The 18,898-nt window shown below is 43.0% G+C and carries 20 protein-coding genes and 1 pseudogene; 5 read left to right on the top strand and 16 right to left on the bottom strand.

The window, feature by feature from the left end; translation table 11 throughout:
- Positions 1 to 170: 170 nt before the first annotated feature.
- Both MHH49_RS24870 and MHH49_RS24865 read right to left on the bottom strand, forming a co-directional pair.
- Positions 171 to 1,373: an MFS transporter gene (locus MHH49_RS24870; RefSeq protein ID WP_036677382.1), complete on the bottom strand. Its 1,203-nt coding sequence runs from the start codon at positions 1,371 to 1,373 to the stop codon at positions 171 to 173.
- A gap of 91 nt (positions 1,374 to 1,464) precedes the next feature.
- The gene (locus MHH49_RS24865; RefSeq protein ID WP_036676915.1) at positions 1,465 to 2,232 is read right to left on the bottom strand and encodes a DUF1836 domain-containing protein; all 768 of its coding nucleotides are present in this window, start codon (positions 2,230 to 2,232) and stop codon (positions 1,465 to 1,467) included.
- A gap of 114 nt (positions 2,233 to 2,346) precedes the next feature.
- Between MHH49_RS24865 and MHH49_RS24860 the strand changes: the two genes are divergently transcribed.
- On the top strand, positions 2,347 to 3,657 hold the full coding sequence (locus MHH49_RS24860) for a hemolysin family protein (RefSeq protein WP_076296603.1): 1,311 nt from the start codon (positions 2,347 to 2,349) through the stop codon (positions 3,655 to 3,657).
- Positions 3,658 to 3,707: 50 nt separating this feature from the next.
- Here the strand turns inward: MHH49_RS24860 and MHH49_RS24855 are convergent, their stop codons facing one another.
- Genes MHH49_RS24855 through MHH49_RS24845 form a run of 3 tightly spaced genes read right to left on the bottom strand, consistent with a single transcriptional unit; the run spans position 3,708 to position 5,073 of the window.
- Positions 3,708 to 4,241, bottom strand: coding sequence for a GNAT family N-acetyltransferase (locus MHH49_RS24855; protein ID WP_038571395.1), 534 nt, complete (start codon positions 4,239 to 4,241; stop codon positions 3,708 to 3,710).
- Positions 4,242 to 4,265: 24 nt separating this feature from the next.
- Positions 4,266 to 4,694 carry a GNAT family N-acetyltransferase gene (locus tag MHH49_RS24850; protein ID WP_038571397.1) on the bottom strand — a complete coding sequence of 143 codons (429 nt, stop codon included), beginning with the start codon at positions 4,692 to 4,694 and terminating at the stop codon, positions 4,266 to 4,268.
- Between the two features lie 25 nt (positions 4,695 to 4,719).
- Positions 4,720 to 5,073, bottom strand: coding sequence for a VOC family protein (locus MHH49_RS24845; RefSeq protein WP_341032401.1), 354 nt, complete (start codon positions 5,071 to 5,073; stop codon positions 4,720 to 4,722).
- 191 nt (positions 5,074 to 5,264) lie between these two features.
- Here MHH49_RS24845 and MHH49_RS24840 point away from each other — a divergent pair, with 191 nt between their 5' ends.
- Entirely contained in the window at positions 5,265 to 6,581 is a 1,317-nt protein-coding gene (locus tag MHH49_RS24840) for a TrkH family potassium uptake protein (protein WP_036677378.1), read from the top strand.
- A 57-nt stretch (positions 6,582 to 6,638) separates the two neighbouring features.
- On the opposite strand, the gene MHH49_RS24835 is transcribed toward MHH49_RS24840, so the two are convergent.
- A complete protein-coding gene (locus MHH49_RS24835) occupies positions 6,639 to 6,914 on the bottom strand; it encodes a hypothetical protein (protein ID WP_038571400.1) in 276 nt (91 codons plus the stop codon).
- Between the two features lie 178 nt (positions 6,915 to 7,092).
- Between MHH49_RS24835 and MHH49_RS24830 the strand changes: the two genes are divergently transcribed.
- The 3 genes from MHH49_RS24830 to MHH49_RS24820 all read left to right on the top strand — a co-directional run bounded on the left by MHH49_RS24830 (position 7,093) and on the right by MHH49_RS24820 (position 10,009).
- On the top strand, positions 7,093 to 8,325 hold the full coding sequence (locus MHH49_RS24830; protein ID WP_341031517.1) for an aminopeptidase: 1,233 nt from the start codon (positions 7,093 to 7,095) through the stop codon (positions 8,323 to 8,325).
- 44 nt (positions 8,326 to 8,369) lie between these two features.
- Positions 8,370 to 9,599: an aminopeptidase gene (locus tag MHH49_RS24825; protein WP_036676898.1), complete on the top strand. Its 1,230-nt coding sequence runs from the start codon at positions 8,370 to 8,372 to the stop codon at positions 9,597 to 9,599.
- Between the two features lie 227 nt (positions 9,600 to 9,826).
- Complete coding sequence (locus MHH49_RS24820; protein ID WP_036676895.1) at positions 9,827 to 10,009, top strand: hypothetical protein; 183 nt, start codon at positions 9,827 to 9,829, stop codon at positions 10,007 to 10,009.
- A gap of 74 nt (positions 10,010 to 10,083) precedes the next feature.
- On the opposite strand, the gene MHH49_RS24815 is transcribed toward MHH49_RS24820, so the two are convergent.
- The 10 genes and pseudogenes from MHH49_RS24815 to pstC all read right to left on the bottom strand — a co-directional run bounded on the left by MHH49_RS24815 (position 10,084) and on the right by pstC (position 18,855).
- Entirely contained in the window at positions 10,084 to 10,776 is a 693-nt protein-coding gene (locus tag MHH49_RS24815) for an AlkZ-related protein (protein WP_036676892.1), read from the bottom strand.
- Between the two features lie 25 nt (positions 10,777 to 10,801).
- Positions 10,802 to 11,374 carry a TetR/AcrR family transcriptional regulator gene (locus MHH49_RS24810; protein ID WP_036676889.1) on the bottom strand — a complete coding sequence of 191 codons (573 nt, stop codon included), beginning with the start codon at positions 11,372 to 11,374 and terminating at the stop codon, positions 10,802 to 10,804.
- A pseudogene (locus MHH49_RS24805) lies at positions 11,375 to 12,086 on the bottom strand (MBL fold metallo-hydrolase).
- 98 nt (positions 12,087 to 12,184) lie between these two features.
- Complete coding sequence (locus MHH49_RS24800) at positions 12,185 to 12,652, bottom strand: DUF6773 family protein (protein WP_036676884.1); 468 nt, start codon at positions 12,650 to 12,652, stop codon at positions 12,185 to 12,187.
- Between the two features lie 2 nt (positions 12,653 to 12,654).
- The gene (locus MHH49_RS24795; protein WP_036676881.1) at positions 12,655 to 12,858 is read right to left on the bottom strand and encodes a helix-turn-helix transcriptional regulator; all 204 of its coding nucleotides are present in this window, start codon (positions 12,856 to 12,858) and stop codon (positions 12,655 to 12,657) included.
- 1,040 nt (positions 12,859 to 13,898) lie between these two features.
- A protein-coding gene (locus MHH49_RS24790) for an IS3 family transposase (RefSeq protein ID WP_341138577.1) occupies positions 13,899 to 15,250 on the bottom strand; the annotation gives its coding sequence in 2 pieces (ribosomal slippage) (positions 13,899 to 14,863 and positions 14,863 to 15,250; 1,353 coding nt in all).
- Between the two features lie 240 nt (positions 15,251 to 15,490).
- On the bottom strand, positions 15,491 to 16,093 hold the full coding sequence (locus MHH49_RS24785; RefSeq protein WP_036687515.1) for a nitroreductase family protein: 603 nt from the start codon (positions 16,091 to 16,093) through the stop codon (positions 15,491 to 15,493).
- 151 nt (positions 16,094 to 16,244) lie between these two features.
- A complete protein-coding gene (pstB, locus tag MHH49_RS24780; RefSeq protein WP_036687516.1) occupies positions 16,245 to 17,021 on the bottom strand; it encodes a phosphate ABC transporter ATP-binding protein PstB in 777 nt (258 codons plus the stop codon).
- A 38-nt stretch (positions 17,022 to 17,059) separates the two neighbouring features.
- Complete coding sequence (pstA, locus tag MHH49_RS24775; protein ID WP_036687518.1) at positions 17,060 to 17,956, bottom strand: phosphate ABC transporter permease PstA; 897 nt, start codon at positions 17,954 to 17,956, stop codon at positions 17,060 to 17,062.
- A complete protein-coding gene (gene pstC / locus MHH49_RS24770; RefSeq protein WP_076316476.1) occupies positions 17,953 to 18,855 on the bottom strand; it encodes a phosphate ABC transporter permease subunit PstC in 903 nt (300 codons plus the stop codon). The genes pstA and pstC overlap by 4 nt, the downstream gene beginning before the upstream one ends.
- Positions 18,856 to 18,898 lie beyond the last annotated feature (43 nt).

Genomic DNA, 18,898 nt, shown 5'->3' with positions numbered 1-18,898 from the left:
TTATAAATAAGGATTAATGTAAAAAAACGGTCCTGTTCACAACTGTGAAGGAACCGTTTTGTTCTTACGTAATAGTAGTGGTTGTCCATACAGGACGACAACATCGTTTCTTCTTGATATTTTAGCACTGTTGATAGATTAACATCAAGTATGTAATGCAGAATCACACTTTAGAGAAGCTCGGTTCCCTTTGTTTCTTTGCCAAGGAACAATACCGCTAATGCACCGATAATAATCGTTACAAAAAATAACATAAAGATCGAGCCAATCGCCATAGATTTACCTACTAGAACCCCTACCAGCAAAGGTGCGATAATTCCCCCAATCCGGCCAAAGGACGTCGCTAAACCAGCACCTGTGGAACGAATAGCCGTTGGGTACAGCTCTGGCGTATAAGCGTACATGCCACCCCAAGCGCCAAGATTGAAGAAGGATAAACAAATTCCGGCAGCCATCAGCATTCCTTCAGTAGTCGCATTTCCGAACCATGCAGCGCTAACCGCAGTGAACAGCATATAGATGACTAGGACAAATTTACGTCCGAACTTTTCAATAAAGTAAGCGGCAGTAAAATACCCAGGCAGCTGAGCGAGCGTCATAATAAGCACATACTCGAAGCTTTTGACCAAGCTGAAGCCTTTAAGTACCATAACTGTAGGCAGCCATAGAAACATGCCATAATACGAGAACACCACCGTAAACCATAAAATCCACAACATAATTGTAGAACGGCGATATTCTGGCGACCATACGGTAGCGATTCGTTTCTTTAAGGAAACGGGTGCCTTTTTAATCTCAGCAAATTTCGGTGAATCATCAATCGCCCGTCTTAGATATAAAGCGTAGAGTGCAGGTACAGCCCCAATTCCGAAAGCTATACGCCAGCCATAATCAGGGATAATGAAGAACGCGATTAATGCAGATGCAATCCAACCGACTGCCCAAAAGCTCTCCAAAAGCACAACCGCACGGCCTCTCTCCTGAGCAGGCATGCTCTCTGAGACCAAGGTAGAAGCGACAGGCAGCTCTCCGCCAAGACCAAACCCAGCAATAAAACGAAGCACACAGAGGATCGCAAAGCCTGTTGCAAATGCAGATAATCCGCTTGCCGCCGAGAAAATAAGGAGTGTCCACAGCAATACCGGTTTACGACCAAAGCGGTCTGCTAATATTCCTGCCGCTGCAGCACCTACTGCCATACCGACGGAATTAATACTAGTCAATATACCGATCTGCTCCGGTCCCAGATTCCAATCCTTAGCTAAAGCTGCTACAACAAAAGAAATCATTCCGACGTCCATCGCATCGAACATCCAGCTCAAGCCAGCGCTGAAGAGTAATTTCCTTTGTTTCGGATTCCGCAGCAGTGTCATTTGATTCACTTCGAAGCCCCCTTATTTCAACCTGCTAAGTAATAAAACTTACTTTTGATTGTTTCACTTATACATTTTAAAATTGAAGTGCTCAAAAATCAAGAAATAAAGCAGCATTAAAGTATTGCCTAGCCAGCGATTGAAAATAACAGGTCTGCACAGAAATTGTGGCGATAAGCAGCATATTACGAACGGATTCTCTCTGCGCTCTCGACAAATGTGTCAGCCGGTTAATTACACGATCTATAGAGCTTTTTAACGAGGTATCTTCTTTCCAAGAGAACTCCTTGTGCAACACTTGATCTACTTTACATTGCGTCTGAATCGATGGATTGCTTTTGATCTCCTCAAAAAGCCCTGCATATGCGTAATACAGCTTGGCCGGTTCAATTAGATCATCATCATCGCGATCCGGCTTTAGGAACATTAGCTGGAACAATTGGCGAATACTTTCAAAGTTAAGGGCTGATTTGAGATCATCAATAATAAACAAAAGCGCCGCCTGATTAACCGAATATTTCTTTCCTTCTTTAGGCGAACCGAGATATTCCTTGAAGTCGCGCTTGACCCAATTTTGCATAGCTGTGACGGTCAATGTGGAATACTCTATAAGATGGCCCAATGAAGCAATTTCACCAAGTGAAAAGCCTTTTACATGGCCGCCTTTAATGATCTTTTGTAATATGGGTGGAACATTGGTTGATAAAAAAGCGGGTAACGAAGTCCCCTTTTGTAATTCTTCACGGTGAAACTTTGCCCATGCCTCTTGGAGGATATTCAGCGGTTTCCGGTCTGACAATCCGGTCAATGAGAGCAGTAGACTGGACATCTCCACACGAGTCAATGCAAATGATTCCATATCTGTTTCCCTCCACCATTTGATATTTTACTGAAAAGTTCGTAGAATAGTTCATAAGAACTCATAATAATGAGTATAACCTATTTTAGGAACGAAAGGGATGGTAAAGATTATATGGGTATAGGACTTAGTTTGACGTTGGTGGTTATTTTGATTATTTTAACCGCTTTTTTTGTAGCAACAGAATTTGCATTGGTGAGACTTAGAGGTAGCCAGATCAGTCAAATGGTGCTTGACGGAAAGAAGAATGCCTTAGCAGTACAGAAGGTATCCGCTAATCTCGATGGCTATTTATCCGCTTGTCAGCTCGGGATTACAATCACTGCGCTGGGTATTGGTGCACTGGCAGAACCTGCATTCGAACAGTTATTGCTTCCGATTTTCGACTGGGCCAATATCAGTTCTAGTGTGAGTCACCCTCTTGCGTTTTTACTCGCATTCATCATTGCAACATTCTTACACGTCGTTGTCGGAGAACTTGCTCCGAAGACGGCAGCTATAAACATTCCGGAAAAAATCGGTCAAATTACTTCACCGCTGATTATTTGGTTCTACAGAATTTTGTACCCTCTCATTTGGTTCATGAACGGTTCCGCTAATATGCTTGTTCGTCTTTTTGGGATGAAACCAGCTAGTGAGCATGGAGACGCGCATAGTGAAGATGAGATTCGTTTGATCTTGTCCGAGAGTTACGAAAGCGGGAAAATCAATAAAGCCGAATATGGCTATGTTAACCGAATCTTTACTTTTGATGAGATGCTCGCCAAAGAAATCATGGTTCCGCGAACCGATATGGTATGTCTTTTTACCAATCATTCGTTGAAAGAAAATTTCGAAATTATCCGCAAGGAGCAATATACTCGTTTCCCTGTGGCACAAGGCAGCAAGGATAATATTATCGGGATGATCAATACAAAACAGCTCTATTTGCAGTATGATAACAATCCTGATTTTGATTTCCAAAGTTTGATTCAACCCGTCCTGACAGTATCTGAGGTTACACCAGTCAAGAATCTTCTAACTCGTATGCAGTTGGAACGTGTGCATATTGCCTTGCTGCTTGATGAATATGGTGGAACATCCGGTCTCATCACGATTGAAGATATTTTGGAAGAAATCGTTGGTGAAATCCGTGACGAGTTTGACGGTGATGAACGCAGAGAAGTCGAAAAAATAAGCGATACTAACTATCTGTTCGATGGTAAAGTATCTCTGTTAGAGGTCAAGGAACTTACAGGGCTTGATTTCGAAGATGAAGAAGTGACTACAGTTGGAGGTTGGGTATATAGTCATATTACAGATCCAGCCATTGGCAAAAGTATTGTTCGTGACCATGTAACATTGACCATCCGCGAGATGAACAGATACCGTGTCCGCAAGGTTGAAGTTGTTATCGAACAATCAAGCAACACTGAATCATCATAAATTACGAAATCATAACCTTTATTCATAAAAAAAAGGATAGGGTCATCAGATTAAATCTGATCCTCTATCCTTTTTTCTTTTGGGAGAATTTTGCTCATATAATATTCGTCCACCCACTCACCATCGATAATAAGAGATTTCCGCTTCGTCCCTTCGATTTCAAACCCGTTCTTGATATATAGCGCCAAAGCAGCTTGATTATGGGTCATGACGGATAACTCAAGACGAACAATCCCATTGTTCATAGCCCAGATGTCCATCTCACGGAACAGGCCAGCTCCAATCCCATTCCCCTGATATTGTTTCTGAATCCCAATCACTATGTACGCACTATGTCTATTACGTCTAACACTTCCACCTCTAACAGACAAGTAACCTGCCAAATGATTGTCAACCTCTGCCCCTATAAGAATTGAAGTTTCTGCTACCAGAAAGCTTTCGATCATTTCTTTGACCTGACAAAGACTAGCTTGTCTTTCATCCGGTTCCAATAACATAAATTTGGACTCCTGGTCTAACTGATGCTGAAGTCGAAGCAATTCACCTGCATCCTCCGGCACCAGTTCTCTAAGTGTAACCATCATATCATCACTTCCAATCGTAAATAACTATAAATACTTCTTGAACAACTTGCTGGAGCTGCCATCATAACCTAGATGCTCGTAAAAACGATGCGCTTCTTCTCTCTTTGCAGCACTTGCTAACATAATCTTAAGGGCTCCCTTGGAGATTGCTACATTCTCGGCATGTCTCATTAGCATTGCGCCATACCCTTTTCCTCGTACTTTTTCAGCCACAATAACTCTTTCTATAACAGCAAAGGGCCTATCGTCACACAAAGCATCCATACAAAAATGAAGATGTAACGACCCGACAATTATTCCTTGTTCTTCGTACACATAAAGAAAACTATCCGGATGATCTGCTATCTGCTTCAGTCGCTCAGGGGATACATGAATAGCTGGATGCTCAGGCAGCAAAATCCGGTATAGTTCTTCAATATTGATAGCGTCTTTGGGCACAGCTTCTCTTATCATTCGTCTACTCCCTTCTATATAACGCTTAACAACGACAGACCATAATCACATTTCCATCGGGATCTTTAAAATTAAACCAATGATCATGTTCGATATCCGTCAGAATCTCTCCTCCGTTGGCCTTTACATAATCATAAGCAGCATCAATGTCCTCGGTGTTTAGATGAAACGAAGGGATGTTTAGAACAGATTCAGCGGTGTAAATCTTACTGTCCAAAACGATGTCCGGTCCCTGCATAGGGACTACATATAAATGGCCGAATAATACCTCTCCATCTAGTGGCAGTCCAAGCAATTGGCAATACCATTGTTTAGATTTCTCAATATCCTTTACCGGAATAAAAACAGCACCAATCTGATTCAGAATCGGACTTATCATCATTAAGAAAGCCTCCTCTTTAAAGTTGACGGATAGGGTGTTATTCTAGAATAATTCGATAAAATATGTCAATTACCTCCCTCCATTTAGGGAAGGGCTGGTAAGTTGTGTTATAATTCTGTGAGCATTACTCCAATATCACGTACGTCAGGAGAATTACATTGGCTAACCTGAACTTCGGTGGTTTTAAAATGACCCCGCCCAAAGTTTTATCACTAGGATTCTTAATCCTTATCACTGCCGGGACTTTTCTGCTTAGTCTCCCGGTCTCCTCAACATCCGGACAAATATCCTTTATCGATGCCTTGTTTATGGCGACTTCAGCCACATGTGTTACAGGTCTTGCAGTCATTGATACGGGAACTCAGCTAACTACCTTCGGACAAGTTGTTCTACTCATTTTATTTCAAATCGGAGGGTTAGGCTTTGTAACGATGGCTACTTTGATTACCTTGGTCCTTAATAAACGGATATCCTTGAAAGAGCGAATCCTTTTGCAAGAATCTATGAACCAAAATTCGATGCAGGGAATTGTACTCTTAATCCGTAGAGTCCTGATCTATTCTCTTGTTATTCAGCTGTCGGGTGCCGTGTTGTTTGCTGGAAGGTTTATGATGGATATGCCCTTTGGGAAAGCAGCATATTATGGGATTTTTCATAGTATATCTATCTTTAATAATGCAGGCTTTGATCTCTTCGGTGATATTCATGGACCCTTTAGCGGACTTACTCGTTTTGTAAATGATCCCATTGTTAACTTCACCTCAATGAGCCTCATATTTCTTGGAGGGATTGGTTTTATCGTTCTGTCTGATCTTATGGACTTTCCTAAACGCAGAAGACTCACTCTTCATTCAAAGGTTGTTCTTTGGACTTCTCTTATATTGATTATTATTGGTGCGGGGCTGTTTTTCTTACTGGAGTATAATTCTACGCTGAAGCCCTTGAGTGCAAGCGGAAAGTTTTGGGCGACCTTTTTACAAGCGGTAACTCCGCGATCTGGTGGTGTCACCACCATTGAAGTTCCACTTTTACGGCAATCCACACAATTTCTGATGATTCTATTGATGTTTATCGGAGCTGCACCTGGGTCGACGGGTGGAGGAATTAAGATCACTACATTCGCCGTACTGGTTACTGCGGTAGCTGCACGATTACGGGGGAAAGAAGATATTGTAATGTTTCGCCACCGGATCGCTAAAGAAAATGTATATAGAGCCCTTACCATCACATTAATGTCTCTTATGCTGCTTGTCATCGCTACGATGTTATTATCCTTGACCGAGAGCGCTGAATTTCTAACTGTACTTTTTGAAGCTGTATCTGCTTTTGGAACCTCAGGCTTATCTATGGGCCTTACTCCGGAACTGACTACGGCAGGAAAGGTTCTAGTGATTATCCTGATGTTTATGGGCCGGACTGGACCACTTACACTTGCTTATGCTTTGAAACCAAAAGGTAGTAAAGAACTGTATCGTTACCCAGAAGGTAAGATAACGATTGGATAGTCATGATATGGCCAGCGGCTACCAGATAATGCCGCTGGCGTCATATCAATAATAGTATTATTCTTCCACGATTTCTTGTTGATCAAGTGCCGCATCCAGCAACTGATTGTACACATCATCGTCATTCTCCAGCAATGCATCCGTTTCTAAGAACTGTTCCTCACTCCCAGGCTCACCCGCAAAGCTTAGACTGTAATCCCATTCCGTTCCTCTTGTACTGAAGAAAGTAATTTCATATGGAGCCTTATGATTTTCGAGAGTGAATACAGTCCTCCCTACATAACTTTTATCTTCTTTACGGCTCATTTCAGCACTTACGATCTCTAAATTCATCCACTTATCTTCCTTCCTATCATCAAATCAGCTACCCTTTCAGTATATCATTGAAATGATTGTAATTCCTTCTCTTTGCTCTGTAAATTCCACGTAATTGACTTTTTTCATCCGGCGGTTAATAATTTAGTACAATGCTTGTAAAGTACTAAACTATTAGTAAATGGAGGAAATTACAATGACTGATTTTCAGGCTAAGCTTAGTAAATATGCAGATTTAGCTGTACAAATAGGTGTTAATGTTCAACCCGGGCAAATTCTAGTGGTGAATGCACCGATTCTTGCCGCTGATTTCGTACGTCTAATTACCGCTAAGGCATATGCCATCGGAGCAAGTTTAGTTAAGGTGAACTGGAGTGATGCGAGCATTACACGCCAACAGTTTGAACACGCTGCGCCAGAGGTATTTACTCAGCCTCCTACTTGGTACGCAGGTGAAATGACTGAATTCGCCGAAAAAGGTGCGGCTATCCTTAACGTGATCGCTGAAGATCCTGATGCACTTAAAGGCATTGATCCAGTACGTATCTCCAATTTTCAAAAAGTACGTGGAGCTGCCCTCACCAAATATCGTGAAATGCAAATGTCCGACAAAGTTAGCTGGAGTATTGTAGCTGTTCCTTGTCAAGCTTGGGCGGATAAAGTGTTCCCTGAGGTTCCAGCCGAAGAACGTGAAGATAAACTCTGGGAAGCCATTTTCCACACCGTGCGTCTTGACCGTGAAGATCCAGTAGCTGCATGGCAGGAACATCTTAACACCTTGGAGCAAAAAGCGAATGTACTCAATGCAAAAAAATATAAAAAGCTGCATTACATAGCACCTGGCACTGACCTTAGCATCGAGCTTCCTGAAGGCCATATCTGGGCACAAGGAGACAGCATTAATGCAAAAGGTCATTCTTTTGTAGCCAATATGCCTACCGAAGAAGTCTTCACTGCACCATTAAAGACTGGTGTTAATGGCACTGTAAGAAGCACAAAGCCACTTAGTCATGGCGGCAACATCATCGATGGCTTCTCTATTAGCTTTGAGAACGGCCGTATTGTAAGTGTTACTGCTGAGCAAGGTCAAGAAGCGCTAGAGCACCTCATTAGTATGGATGAAGGAGCGAAATACTTAGGGGAAGTTGCCTTGGTTCCTCATAAATCCCCTATTTCTGAATCCAACATTCTTTATTACAACACATTGTTTGACGAAAATGCTTCTAATCACCTTGCTATAGGTATGGCTTATGCCTTCTGTTTAGAAGGCGGTAAAGATATGAATCCAGAGCAGTTAATTGAGCATGGCCTCAACAATAGTGTAACCCATGTGGATTTCATGATCGGGTCAGCTGAGATGAACATTTACGGGATAACTGCTGATGGAACTGAAGAACCTGTCTTCCTGAATGGAAACTGGGCGTTCTAATTTAAGCACACAAGAGATACAGGATATTGGGAGGAATAGAAACTATGTTGGATTTCAAGCAAAAGCTGGAGAATTACGCATTGCTGGCCGTGAAGATTGGCGTTAATATTCAACCGGGTCAGACACTCGTTGTGAATGCAGATATTGTATCCGCAGAGCTTGTGCGACTTGTGGTTCGTAAAGCCTATGAAGCCGGCGCGAGACTTGTAAAGGTGAATTATAGTGATGAAGTTGTATTACGTACACGATATGATCTTGCTCCATCCGATTCCTTCCTGGAGCCGCCGCAGTGGCAAGCCGATGAATTAGAGGATCTTGCTAAAAAGGGAGCCGCATTTCTAACCATTATCTCTGCTGACCCGGATCTTTTAAAAGGCGTTGAACCTGGAAGAATTGCCGATAATCAGCGTATCTCTGGGCAGACCCTAGCGCCATATCGTGAGTACTTAATGGGAAATCATGCGAGCTGGAGTGGTCTTGCCTTCCCATCAGCCTCTTGGGCTGCAAAAGTGTTCCCTGACGCTCCATCCAAGCAGCAGGTTGAACTGTTATGGGATGCCATCTTTAAAGCCACACGTGCGGATCAGGACGATCCTATTGAAGCATGGAGCCGCCATTTAGATGGACTCAAAACTCGTTGCTCTTCCTTGAATGAAAGTAAGTTTCGCAAGCTGCACTATACAGCACCTGGTACAGATTTAACTATTGAGTTGCCGGAAGGACACATCTGGTGTCAGGCAGGAGCTGTGAACGGTAAGGGCGTCCCTTTCTTAGCCAATATTCCTACGGAAGAAGTGTTTACTGCCCCTTTGAAGTCTGGTATTAATGGTAAAGTGAGCAGCACTAAGCCACTTAGCTACGGCGGCAATCTAATCAATAACTTCACGCTGACCTTTGAGAACGGTAAAGTGATTGATTTTACTGCTGAAGAAGGCGCTGAAACTTTGGCATCACTAATCGCGCTGGATGAAGGCTCTTCCTATCTTGGTGAAGTTGCTTTGGTACCTTTCCACTCTCCGATTTCTGAGAGCGGTATTCTTTATTACACTACGTTGTATGATGAGAATGCCTCCTGTCATTTGGCTTTAGGTGCAGCTTATGCCTTCACAATTCAAGAAGGAATTACGATGACTAAGGAACAGCTGTTGGAAAAAGGAATGAATCAAAGCCATACCCATGTTGACTTTATGATGGGCTCTCCTGAAATGAATATTGACGGAATTAACGATGATGGAACAACAGTACCTATCTTCCGTAATGGGGATTGGGCTTAAGGCTTAAACAACACCCGTTAGATCCTAGATAGAACCAACTTCAAACAACCCGCTTAGCTCTCTAATTAGAGAGTAAGCGGGTTGTTTTTGTTTTAACAACAACATTTCAGGTGGTAAAATGCCCAAATTTGAATAAATGTTCAGTATTTGTTCACACTATTGTTGATTTCCGTTCACAAATATGTCACAATACAATTAAGGATTGAATTTCCAAGGAGGGGATTATCATGTTGAGAGACCCAGTATCCAAAGAAGTTGACAGCATCGAAGAAGAACAGCTAGAAATTCAACCACCGGTAGATTCAAGAATTGTTGCATCTAATGCTATTAAATACACTGCCTATGTTATGCTGCTTTTTGGATTCTTGTATTTCCTGATTGCTTACTTGGCGCCTATGTTGGAACCTTAATGTGATGGATATAACTTTATTGGAAAACGCTTACGGTTAATCACTCTCTATGGAGCAGTGATTAACCGTTTTTATTAATTCCATGAGAATGCTTTGTTTGTCCAAGCTATTGCTGTAGGCGACCATACCCCGTTCATCTTCGATTGTATCCAAGCTATGGCCTCTTCTCTATCCCCTTCAAAAGCGGATAAACCGTTATCTGACATCCAGTGACTGACCGTCTCGAACGAGGTACTGCTCCAACCATTTACTTCACCTTCATCATTCAGGCGTTGCTTGATGCCTGAGATCACCATATCTAAAGATCCTTGCAGCTCAGTAACCGCGTTATCGAAGGCTGTTTTCTTTTCTTTTGCCTTCATATCAGCCTCTGCCCGAAGTTTACGTGTATCAATACCTTCATGTTCACGAACAATCTGCAGCAAGGTCACAGCTTCTTTACTAGCCAACCCATCCTTATACCGCTCTTCAATAGATTTGGTACTGCCTGCTGCTGCTACAAATGCCGGGAACCACTCCCTTGAGACCAAAATAGCCTTTTTCTTGATAAACTTTCCGTATCCTGCAAGGCCCTCACCTGGAAACTGCGCACGCCATGACCACGGATCTAAATCTGTTCCAGTATGCCAATTCTCGGGCTTAGTTAAGCCGTTTAAAGACGGGTGCCCGGGGATGAGCGCAGCAAGCGGTAAAATCCCCAATTTCGCAATAACCTCTGCTGTTTCCCCATAAGTGGTGACACTACCTTGTTCATATTCCTGACCCATTTGTTCATCATCTCCTAGATCTAATTTAATCAGATTTCATATTTCCAATTCCGGTTATAAAAGTGCTAATCAAGCGGGTTAGACTCTCGTTAGTATCGAGCGCCATACCGAATCCACCCTTTTGCTCCAATGAGGCGAATCCATGCAGGATACTCCGTAATCCCCTTACGGCATGAAGTTCTCCTTCTTCGCCTAATTGATAACTCTTCATCACCTGAATTATAAACTGCAAAATATGCTCACCAGCCGCTTCAAGCTCCGTGTTCTCCTGCTCAGGCGCTCGTAGTGTAGTCTCATACAAACCTGGTCTACTCCTAGCAAAATCCACATATGCCCGGCCCATCGCGTGTACAGCAGCATCTCCATTTAATCCTTCAGCTGCGTTCGACATGCTTGTAAATAATAACTCTAATCCGTAAATGGCGAGCCCAGTCCGCAAATCCTGCAGTCCATTTATATGATTGTATAATGACGGGGAACGAACACCTAGTTTACCTGCTAATGCAGCCAAGGTAACGGCTTCTATACCTTCATCATCGGCAATTTCTGCTGCTCTAATCACTAGTGTGTGACGATCTAATCCTGCTCTAGGTGACATTTAATTACTCCTATCCTGAATCATTTGTGCCTTACGTATGGCTTTCTCCATCTCCTGCTTTGGCGCTTTAAGTAAGTTGCCGTGACCAACAGCAAGTAAAGCTGGAGATAACTCTAGAAGCTTAATCGCACTATTCAGAGCTTGAGCTTTATTCCATGTAGCCATTGCTGGAAAAGGAAACAGGGGGATGATGGTTCCAGCCACCGCAGTTCCCCGGAAGGTCTGAAGAGCATCCCCAACGATTACAGCACCGCTGCGTGAATCAAGGAAAGACATAGAGCCGGGGGTATGTCCTGGAGTGTGAATCGCTGTTAATGATCCAATGGTATCCCCTTCGTGGAGAAGGACATCTGGCTTGGTAGCTATCTTCTTCGGCACGCCTCCCTTAATAGGGGTCTGAGGTTCTCCTTCCCGAACGATCTCCACGTAGTAATGCCGAATCTCGCTCAGAGATGTACACCTGAGCCTCTGGACGTTGCTTTTTTAGTCCATCCAGTGCCCCAATATGATCATCATGCGCATGCGTTAAGATCATACGTGTAAGCTTCTTATTTAGCTTCGCTTCAGTATCCATAATTCCTTTTAGACTAAATGGCATAGCGGCATCTATCAAAGTTAATCCATCCTTTTCCTCAATAATGTAACAATTCACTGGAAAAAAATTTGGCATCCAAGTCAACTGCAATAAATGACCTTCACGTGTTACTCTCATCCTTACCCCTCCGATAAACTAATGGTATTAGCTTAAATATAAACTAATGATATTAGTTTTGCAAGAGATTGTTATCTTTAATATTTAATCTTTAATATTTAACTCTCAATGTTTTTGTCAGCATTTTTGTTGGATTTATTAATTATGTACCACATCGCCCAAGTGATCCCTATGAAAAAAACAACCGCCCCCACGAGAGTACTCGATATATTTTTTCTAATATCCACTTCTCCCGCTTCTCTAAAATCAAGCAAAAATGTTAGCGTGGCCCAAATAAGCGTGCTGATAACACCCGATATTAAATGAATCTTCTTAAACCGTCTGAGTTCTCCTTCCTTACTCGGCAGCAGGTATATCCCATCTTTGACACAACGAACGGTAACATACAAGCAACCTAACAGCATAATCCCAAAAGTATCTACCCAATATTTGATGTCCCATTCCAGGATAAATACTTTTACCAAAAGGCTGATCATAAATCCCACTAACACAATCAATAATCCGTGCGTACTAAACTTCTGAATTTCTGTGATAATTCGTTCGTCTTTAATCTTTGGCCCTTTCACAACTAATCCTCCCAAAAAATATCGTTTAATGACGTATCCAACGCCTTGCAGATGGCTATGCACAGCTTAATCGTCGGGTTATAGTTACCAGCTTCAATCAGGCCGATCGTCTGCCGTGTAACCCCTACAACTTCCGCTAACTGTTCTTGGGAAAGATTCTTTTGGATCCTTGCCAGCTTTAACTTGATGTTTTTGTTCTCTCCCACTCCATAACCTCCCTTTAATGTTTGTGATGCATTCCATTTTCCATCATTGTAATCTTTATCGGTCATTATGTACATTATATATTACATTTGTTTATTGGGATCAACATTTCACTTTAGGATCGACGTGTCATTTTAGGATCCAGACTTCATTTTCCATTCCCTCTCCGTCAGGAATACTTTCTCCCCACCGTTGGATCAAATGGTGAAGAGTGATTGTAACTGAGTCCATACCCAGTCAGCTGCGATGCCTAACTCGCCGCCTTGGCTAGTATGTAAGCACACTTTTGCCAATAGTTCGGACACAGATGACCTTATAATGCAAATTCGAGTGTTTTCTGCGGGTTATCGGACTCAATTGCAGCTATTTACTCAAAACCACACCAATTCTGCGCCTTTACAAGGTAATAAGAGCTATGGGGTCCGATACTTCTACAAAATGACTCAAAAAGCTCAAATAGCTGCAATACAGTCCGCAACATGAGGTTCTTTAGTTAGTTTAGGTTAGTTTGGGGTTAGTTCGCTTATTCGCCGTTGCATCGGACTGAGGAGTCCTTATTTCGTATATTTGCAGCTAATTGACGTGCTATCGGACCCAGTTGCAGCTATTTACTCATAACCACACCAGTTCTGCACAGTTATATGGTTATAAGAGCTATGTGGTCCGATACTTCTGCAAAATGACTCCAAAAGCTCAAATAGTTGCAATACGGTCCGATGCGGAGATCAGTAGGAAACCCGCAGGAGGTTAGTAGGAGGTTAGTAGGAGGTCAGTAGGAGATCAGTAGGAGATCAGTAGGAGATCAGTAGGATATCACTAGGGAGCCTGTAGGAGGTCTGTATGAAGCCCGCTGGAGGTCAGCAAAGATCACTAGGAAGTAAGTAGAAGGTTGAGCCACATCAGCAGAGGAACCGGCAGCGACAAGTGATCAGCAGCCATCAGCCATCACCCTACTATCGCTAGTCAAAGTAACAAAAAAAAGCATCCCTAAGGATACTTTGAACTGTGACCGTATTTGTGGAAAGTTGAAAAAAGAAGACCTTTAAGAAGCAATTAATAGGTGACTCCTGAATTCATCGGGAGTCATCTTTTTTAATGTCCATTGATATCGCTCGGAGTTATAGTAGGCGATATAGTCATCAACCTTTGTTCGTAATTCCAAGAGAGTCATACATGTCTTGTACTCCAAATCATCCTTCAGATGGCCAAAAAAGCTCTCCATGGCGGCGTTATCCCAGCAGTTCCCTTTCCGTGACATGGACTGTGTAAACCCAGCTTCGCGTACGAGAAGGCGGAATCTAGGGTGAGTATAGTGCATTCCTTGATCCGAATGCAAAAGGGCTTCTGGATGAATATTGCCATCCAGTCGTTCAAGTAGTTTCTCCAGTGTTCGTTCTACAATTGGCATAGCCAATGAAGAAGAGAGGTAGTGAGCTAAAATTTGTCTCGTAGCCCCGTCTTTCACCACGGATAAATAAGCACATTGTCCATTACCATAATGCATATAGGTAATATCCGTCAGCAGCACTTTCTCAGGCTCTCCTTGGTCAAACTGGCGCTTGAGTAGGTTGGAACATGTTTGGTGCTCTTGTGTGGCTTTTGCCATCTTGCGATAGGGATTTGCTTGCCGGATCGTAGCAACAAGCTTATATTTTCGCATTAATCTTCGAATCTTTTTATGATTCATGATGATACCATTCTCCCGTTCCAGCCACATCTTCACGACCAATGCTCCAGCTTTACCATTCAAAGCGTCATAGTGTTTCTTGATAAGGAAAGCGTCTCGTTCGTCTGCCTTCTCTCGCAACTGTCTTGCTTCCTCAGCGACTTGCCAACGGTAATATCCGCTTAAGCTCACACAAGCTAGCTTACACAAATAACGCGTCATTCGCTGCAGACCGTGCTTACGTATCGTTTGGTTAATAATTTCGTAGCGCTCGGAGGGGGTCAACGTTTCCTCTGCATCTTCTGCTTTTCGAGCGCCTCCAGCTTTTTTAAGAAGTCGTTCTCCATCTCCAGAAGCTTGATTCGTGCTTCTGCACGTTTTAACTTTTCCTCGGTAGAAAGTTCCCCTGTCGGTCGTCTGCCCGGGGATCCTTTTCCTCGTTGTTCCTCTAGTAGTCCAGCCTCTCCCAGAGCATTATATGTATTACGCCAACGGGTTAGGCAATGCTTAGGCTTCTTGCGACCGATAATATCTAGGTTAAATCCTGCGCTAAGGAAGATCTCCATTGGGGCTTGGCCTTCCTTATAGGCCTTAACCGCAGCCAACTTAAACGTTGGTGAATAGGTAATACTCTTTTCCGTCACGTTCTCTACATTTGGATTGTTCTCTAGTTGTTTGATCTCATTTTCGTTGAATATCCTTGAGCTTCCTCTTGTTTTGTTATTCATGAAGGCTTCCTCCGTTATTTCGATATTTCGATTAAAACACAAAATGACCCGTAAGAGGGTCACTTTTTTCAAAGTTTCCATCTTACGGGTCACAGTTCACTTTTGATCTTTCGATACTTTTGATCTTTCGATGCTTTTGATCTTTCGATGCCTTTGATCTTTCGATCTTTTTGATATTTCGACGCTTTTTCGATGTTTATGATCTTTCCGCTTTTAATATACGAATGCCTTCGACTTTCCTTATTCCACTACGCCATTCTCTGGAAAGAAGTTTACGATCTTCAGCAGCTCCGAAGCGTCTGTGCGTGGACGGCTGTCAGGTACAGTCTCCGGATATCCGGCATGGATCATGGCTACAATTTTTTCACCGGGCTTCACACCAATTTTAGTGCGGAATTCAGGGTTGTTGATGTATGGATCAGTCTTCCAAATCGTTCCTACACCTTGTTCCCAAGCTGCGAGCTGGAAGTTCTGTACTAGTGCGGACGCTGCTGCAAAATCCTCGTCCCACTCTCTTTGCCGAGGATCTTCAGGCATCACTACGATTACTGTTAACGGAATATTCGAGATATATTCTTTACGTTTAGCAGCCACTTCTGGATCAGCTATAGCACGTTTTACAAAAGCAAATGCAGATTCAGCTAGGAATTTCGAACCTTCCCCTTGAAAAGCAATAAATCTCCACGGCTCACGCACACCATGATTCGGTGCCCATACCGCTACATTTAATAATTCCTCTAAAAGGCCTTGTGGAAGTGGATCTTTTTTAAAAAGCTTAATCGAGCGTCGTTCTTTTATTATTTCGGCCACACTATTCTGTTGAGTCTGTTGAGATTGCGTCATAAGATCCACTCCCTAATATAGTAATAATGATAATCATTATCACAAATGATACAGCATCTTTCTGCCTTTTGCAAATAATAGGCAACCATTCGAATCACAACTCTTGAATTCACAAAAAAACACCGTTCCCGAAAGAACGATGTTCACAGCTTCAGCCGAATCGGCCCATGATATATTCTTGCGTCATTTGATTCTCTGGATTGGTAAAGACTTTATCCGTCTTATCATATTCGACAAGGGAGCCTAGATAAAAGTATGCGGTATAATCAGAGATCCGAGCTGCCTGCTGCATATTATGTGTCACAATAACGATGCGAAGCTCTTCTTTCAACTCCTTGATTAGCTCCTCTACTTTACCTGTGGAGACCGGGTCTAGAGCTGATGCTGGTTCGTCCAAGAGCAGAATTTGCGGGTTAACCGACAACGCTCTAGCAATACAAAGGCGCTGCTGTTGTCCACCGGAAAGTGCAAGTGCTGAATCTTTTAAACGATCCTTTACCTCATCCCACAATGCTGCTTTGCGAAGACTGCTCTCAACAATCTCATCAAGAGCCTTTTTGCCTTTAATGCCGTGATACTTAGGTCCAAAAGCGATGTTATCGTAAATCGATTTATAGAACGGATTTGGCTTTTGCCATACCATCCCGATCTTCTGACGCAGCTTAATCACATCCGTACCCGGAGCATTAATATCCACTCCATCAATCCAGATGCTTCCTTTTGTTTTTGAGCCAGAAATTTCGTCATTCATCCGGTTCAAAGAACGAAGAAAGGTTGATTTACCGCAGCCGGATGGGCCGATCAGTGCAGTAACCGTATTTTCAGCAAATGGAAGGCTTATCCCCTTTACTGCCTCATATGTTCCGTAAAAAATACTCAGGTCTTCGGTTTGAAAAGATTCACGCACTGCTGTTGCCGACGTTCCCATCGATTACTCCTCCTACATCTCTACTTTAATTTGTATGATTAGTTCATTCTTTTTGAAGCTGTAAGCTTACGATAAATAAATCTTCCGAAATAACGTGCTGCCAGATTGAAGATTAACACCATAATTACAAGCACCGCCGAAGCTCCCGCGGCAATCTGTGCAGCATCTGGAGCTAGACCTTCACTGTTGACCTTCCAAATGTGGACAGCCAGCGTTTCCGCTGGACGGAAGGGATTCAGTGGTGAATTCGCACTAAGTGGATTCCAGTTAGTGAAATCTAATCTTGGACTACTCATCCCTGCTGTGAACATCAACGCAGCTGCTTCCCCAAAGACACGGCCAGCGGACAAGATAGTACCTGTAATAATTGTAGGTAATGCTACCGGAAACAACACCGAGGTAACAATTTTCCACTTGGACAATCCTAATGCAAAACCAGCCTCTTTTTGTTGTTTTGGAACACTACGAAAAGCTTGCTCCGTAATCCGCACCATCAGTGGTAGATTAAAGACCGTCAATGCCAATGCACCGGAGATTAAGGAGAAGCCTAGATTGAAATAGTTAACAATCAGCAATAGACCAAACAAGCCGACTACGATGGAAGGGAAAGATGACAATACTTCAACAATCAAGCGAATAAAGCCGGTAATCTTACCGGGACGAGCATATTCCGCCATATAAATACCGGCACCCAGTCCAAGCGGAACTGTAATAATAAGTGTCAGTACTAACAGGAATAAGGAGTTAAATAGCTGTGGTCCGATCCCTCCACCTGCACGAATCTTTTGCGGTGCGGAGAAAAGAAAATCCCAACTGATATGGCTTAAGCCTCTAAAGAGGATATATCCCAAAAGTCCAAGTAGAATGGCAACGATGAGCATCGCGAAAAATACAATAAGACTGGTGGCAATTTTATTTACGGTTCTCGGCTTCAAATTTTATTTCTCCTTTCAAGCATTCTCACAAAGAAGACAAATACGAAAGTCATCAGCATGAGAACCAGTGCCATACTCCACAGTGCATTATTGTGAGGTGAGCCCATGGTCGTGTTCCCCATACCGAGTGTGATCACACTGGTCAAGGTAGAAGCTGACTCAAAGAGTGATTTTGGTACGAATGGCGCGTTCCCGATAACCATTTGTACAGCGAGTGCTTCACCGAAAGCACGAGCCATTCCCAATACAATCCCTGTCATTATGGCAGGAAAGGTTGTTGGAATAATCACCCGCGAAATCGTCTGCCACCGGGTGGCACCAAGCGCATAGGAAGATTCTTTTAAGTTTTGCGGCAATGAAGCCAGCGCGTCTGCAGCCACGCTTGTAATCGTCGGAAGAATCATTACCGAGAGCACAAGCGCGCCTGCAGCTACCCCGATGCCTTGGCCCGGCAGGTTGTTGCGTAGAAACGGTACAATTACACTTAATCCGATGAAACCATATACTACCGAAGGAATCCCTGCCAAAAGCTCAATAACAGGTTGAAGTAATTTTTTGCCCCACCCTGGAACAATCTCAGTCATAAATAACGCAGCGCATAAGCTAAGTGGACTAGCAATCAATGCGGCAAGCAAAGTAACCAGAAAGGAACCCGAGATAAATGGAAAAGCTCCGAAGGAAGGCGTATCCGCTTCTGGCGACCACTTTGTACCGAATAGAAATTCAGAAACTGTAGCATCACCACTTGTGAAGGTTGAAATTCCTTTAGACGCTACAAAATATACCATCGATACAATGATTGTTATCAACAGTAATACACAGAAGGACATATAAGTACGTCCAACAAAATCTTCAATATGATGTTTTTCGAATCGTGAGTTCTTTAGTTTCACCCTCAATTGCTCCCTCTTTCTAAAGTGAAAAGAGAGGCAGATGTATCCG

The organism is Paenibacillus sp. FSL F4-0122, from assembly GCF_038002845.1.
GTDB lineage: Bacteria > Bacillota > Bacilli > Paenibacillales > Paenibacillaceae > Paenibacillus_AQ > Paenibacillus_AQ odorifer.
This window is presented reverse-complemented; position numbering and strand designations above follow the sequence as displayed.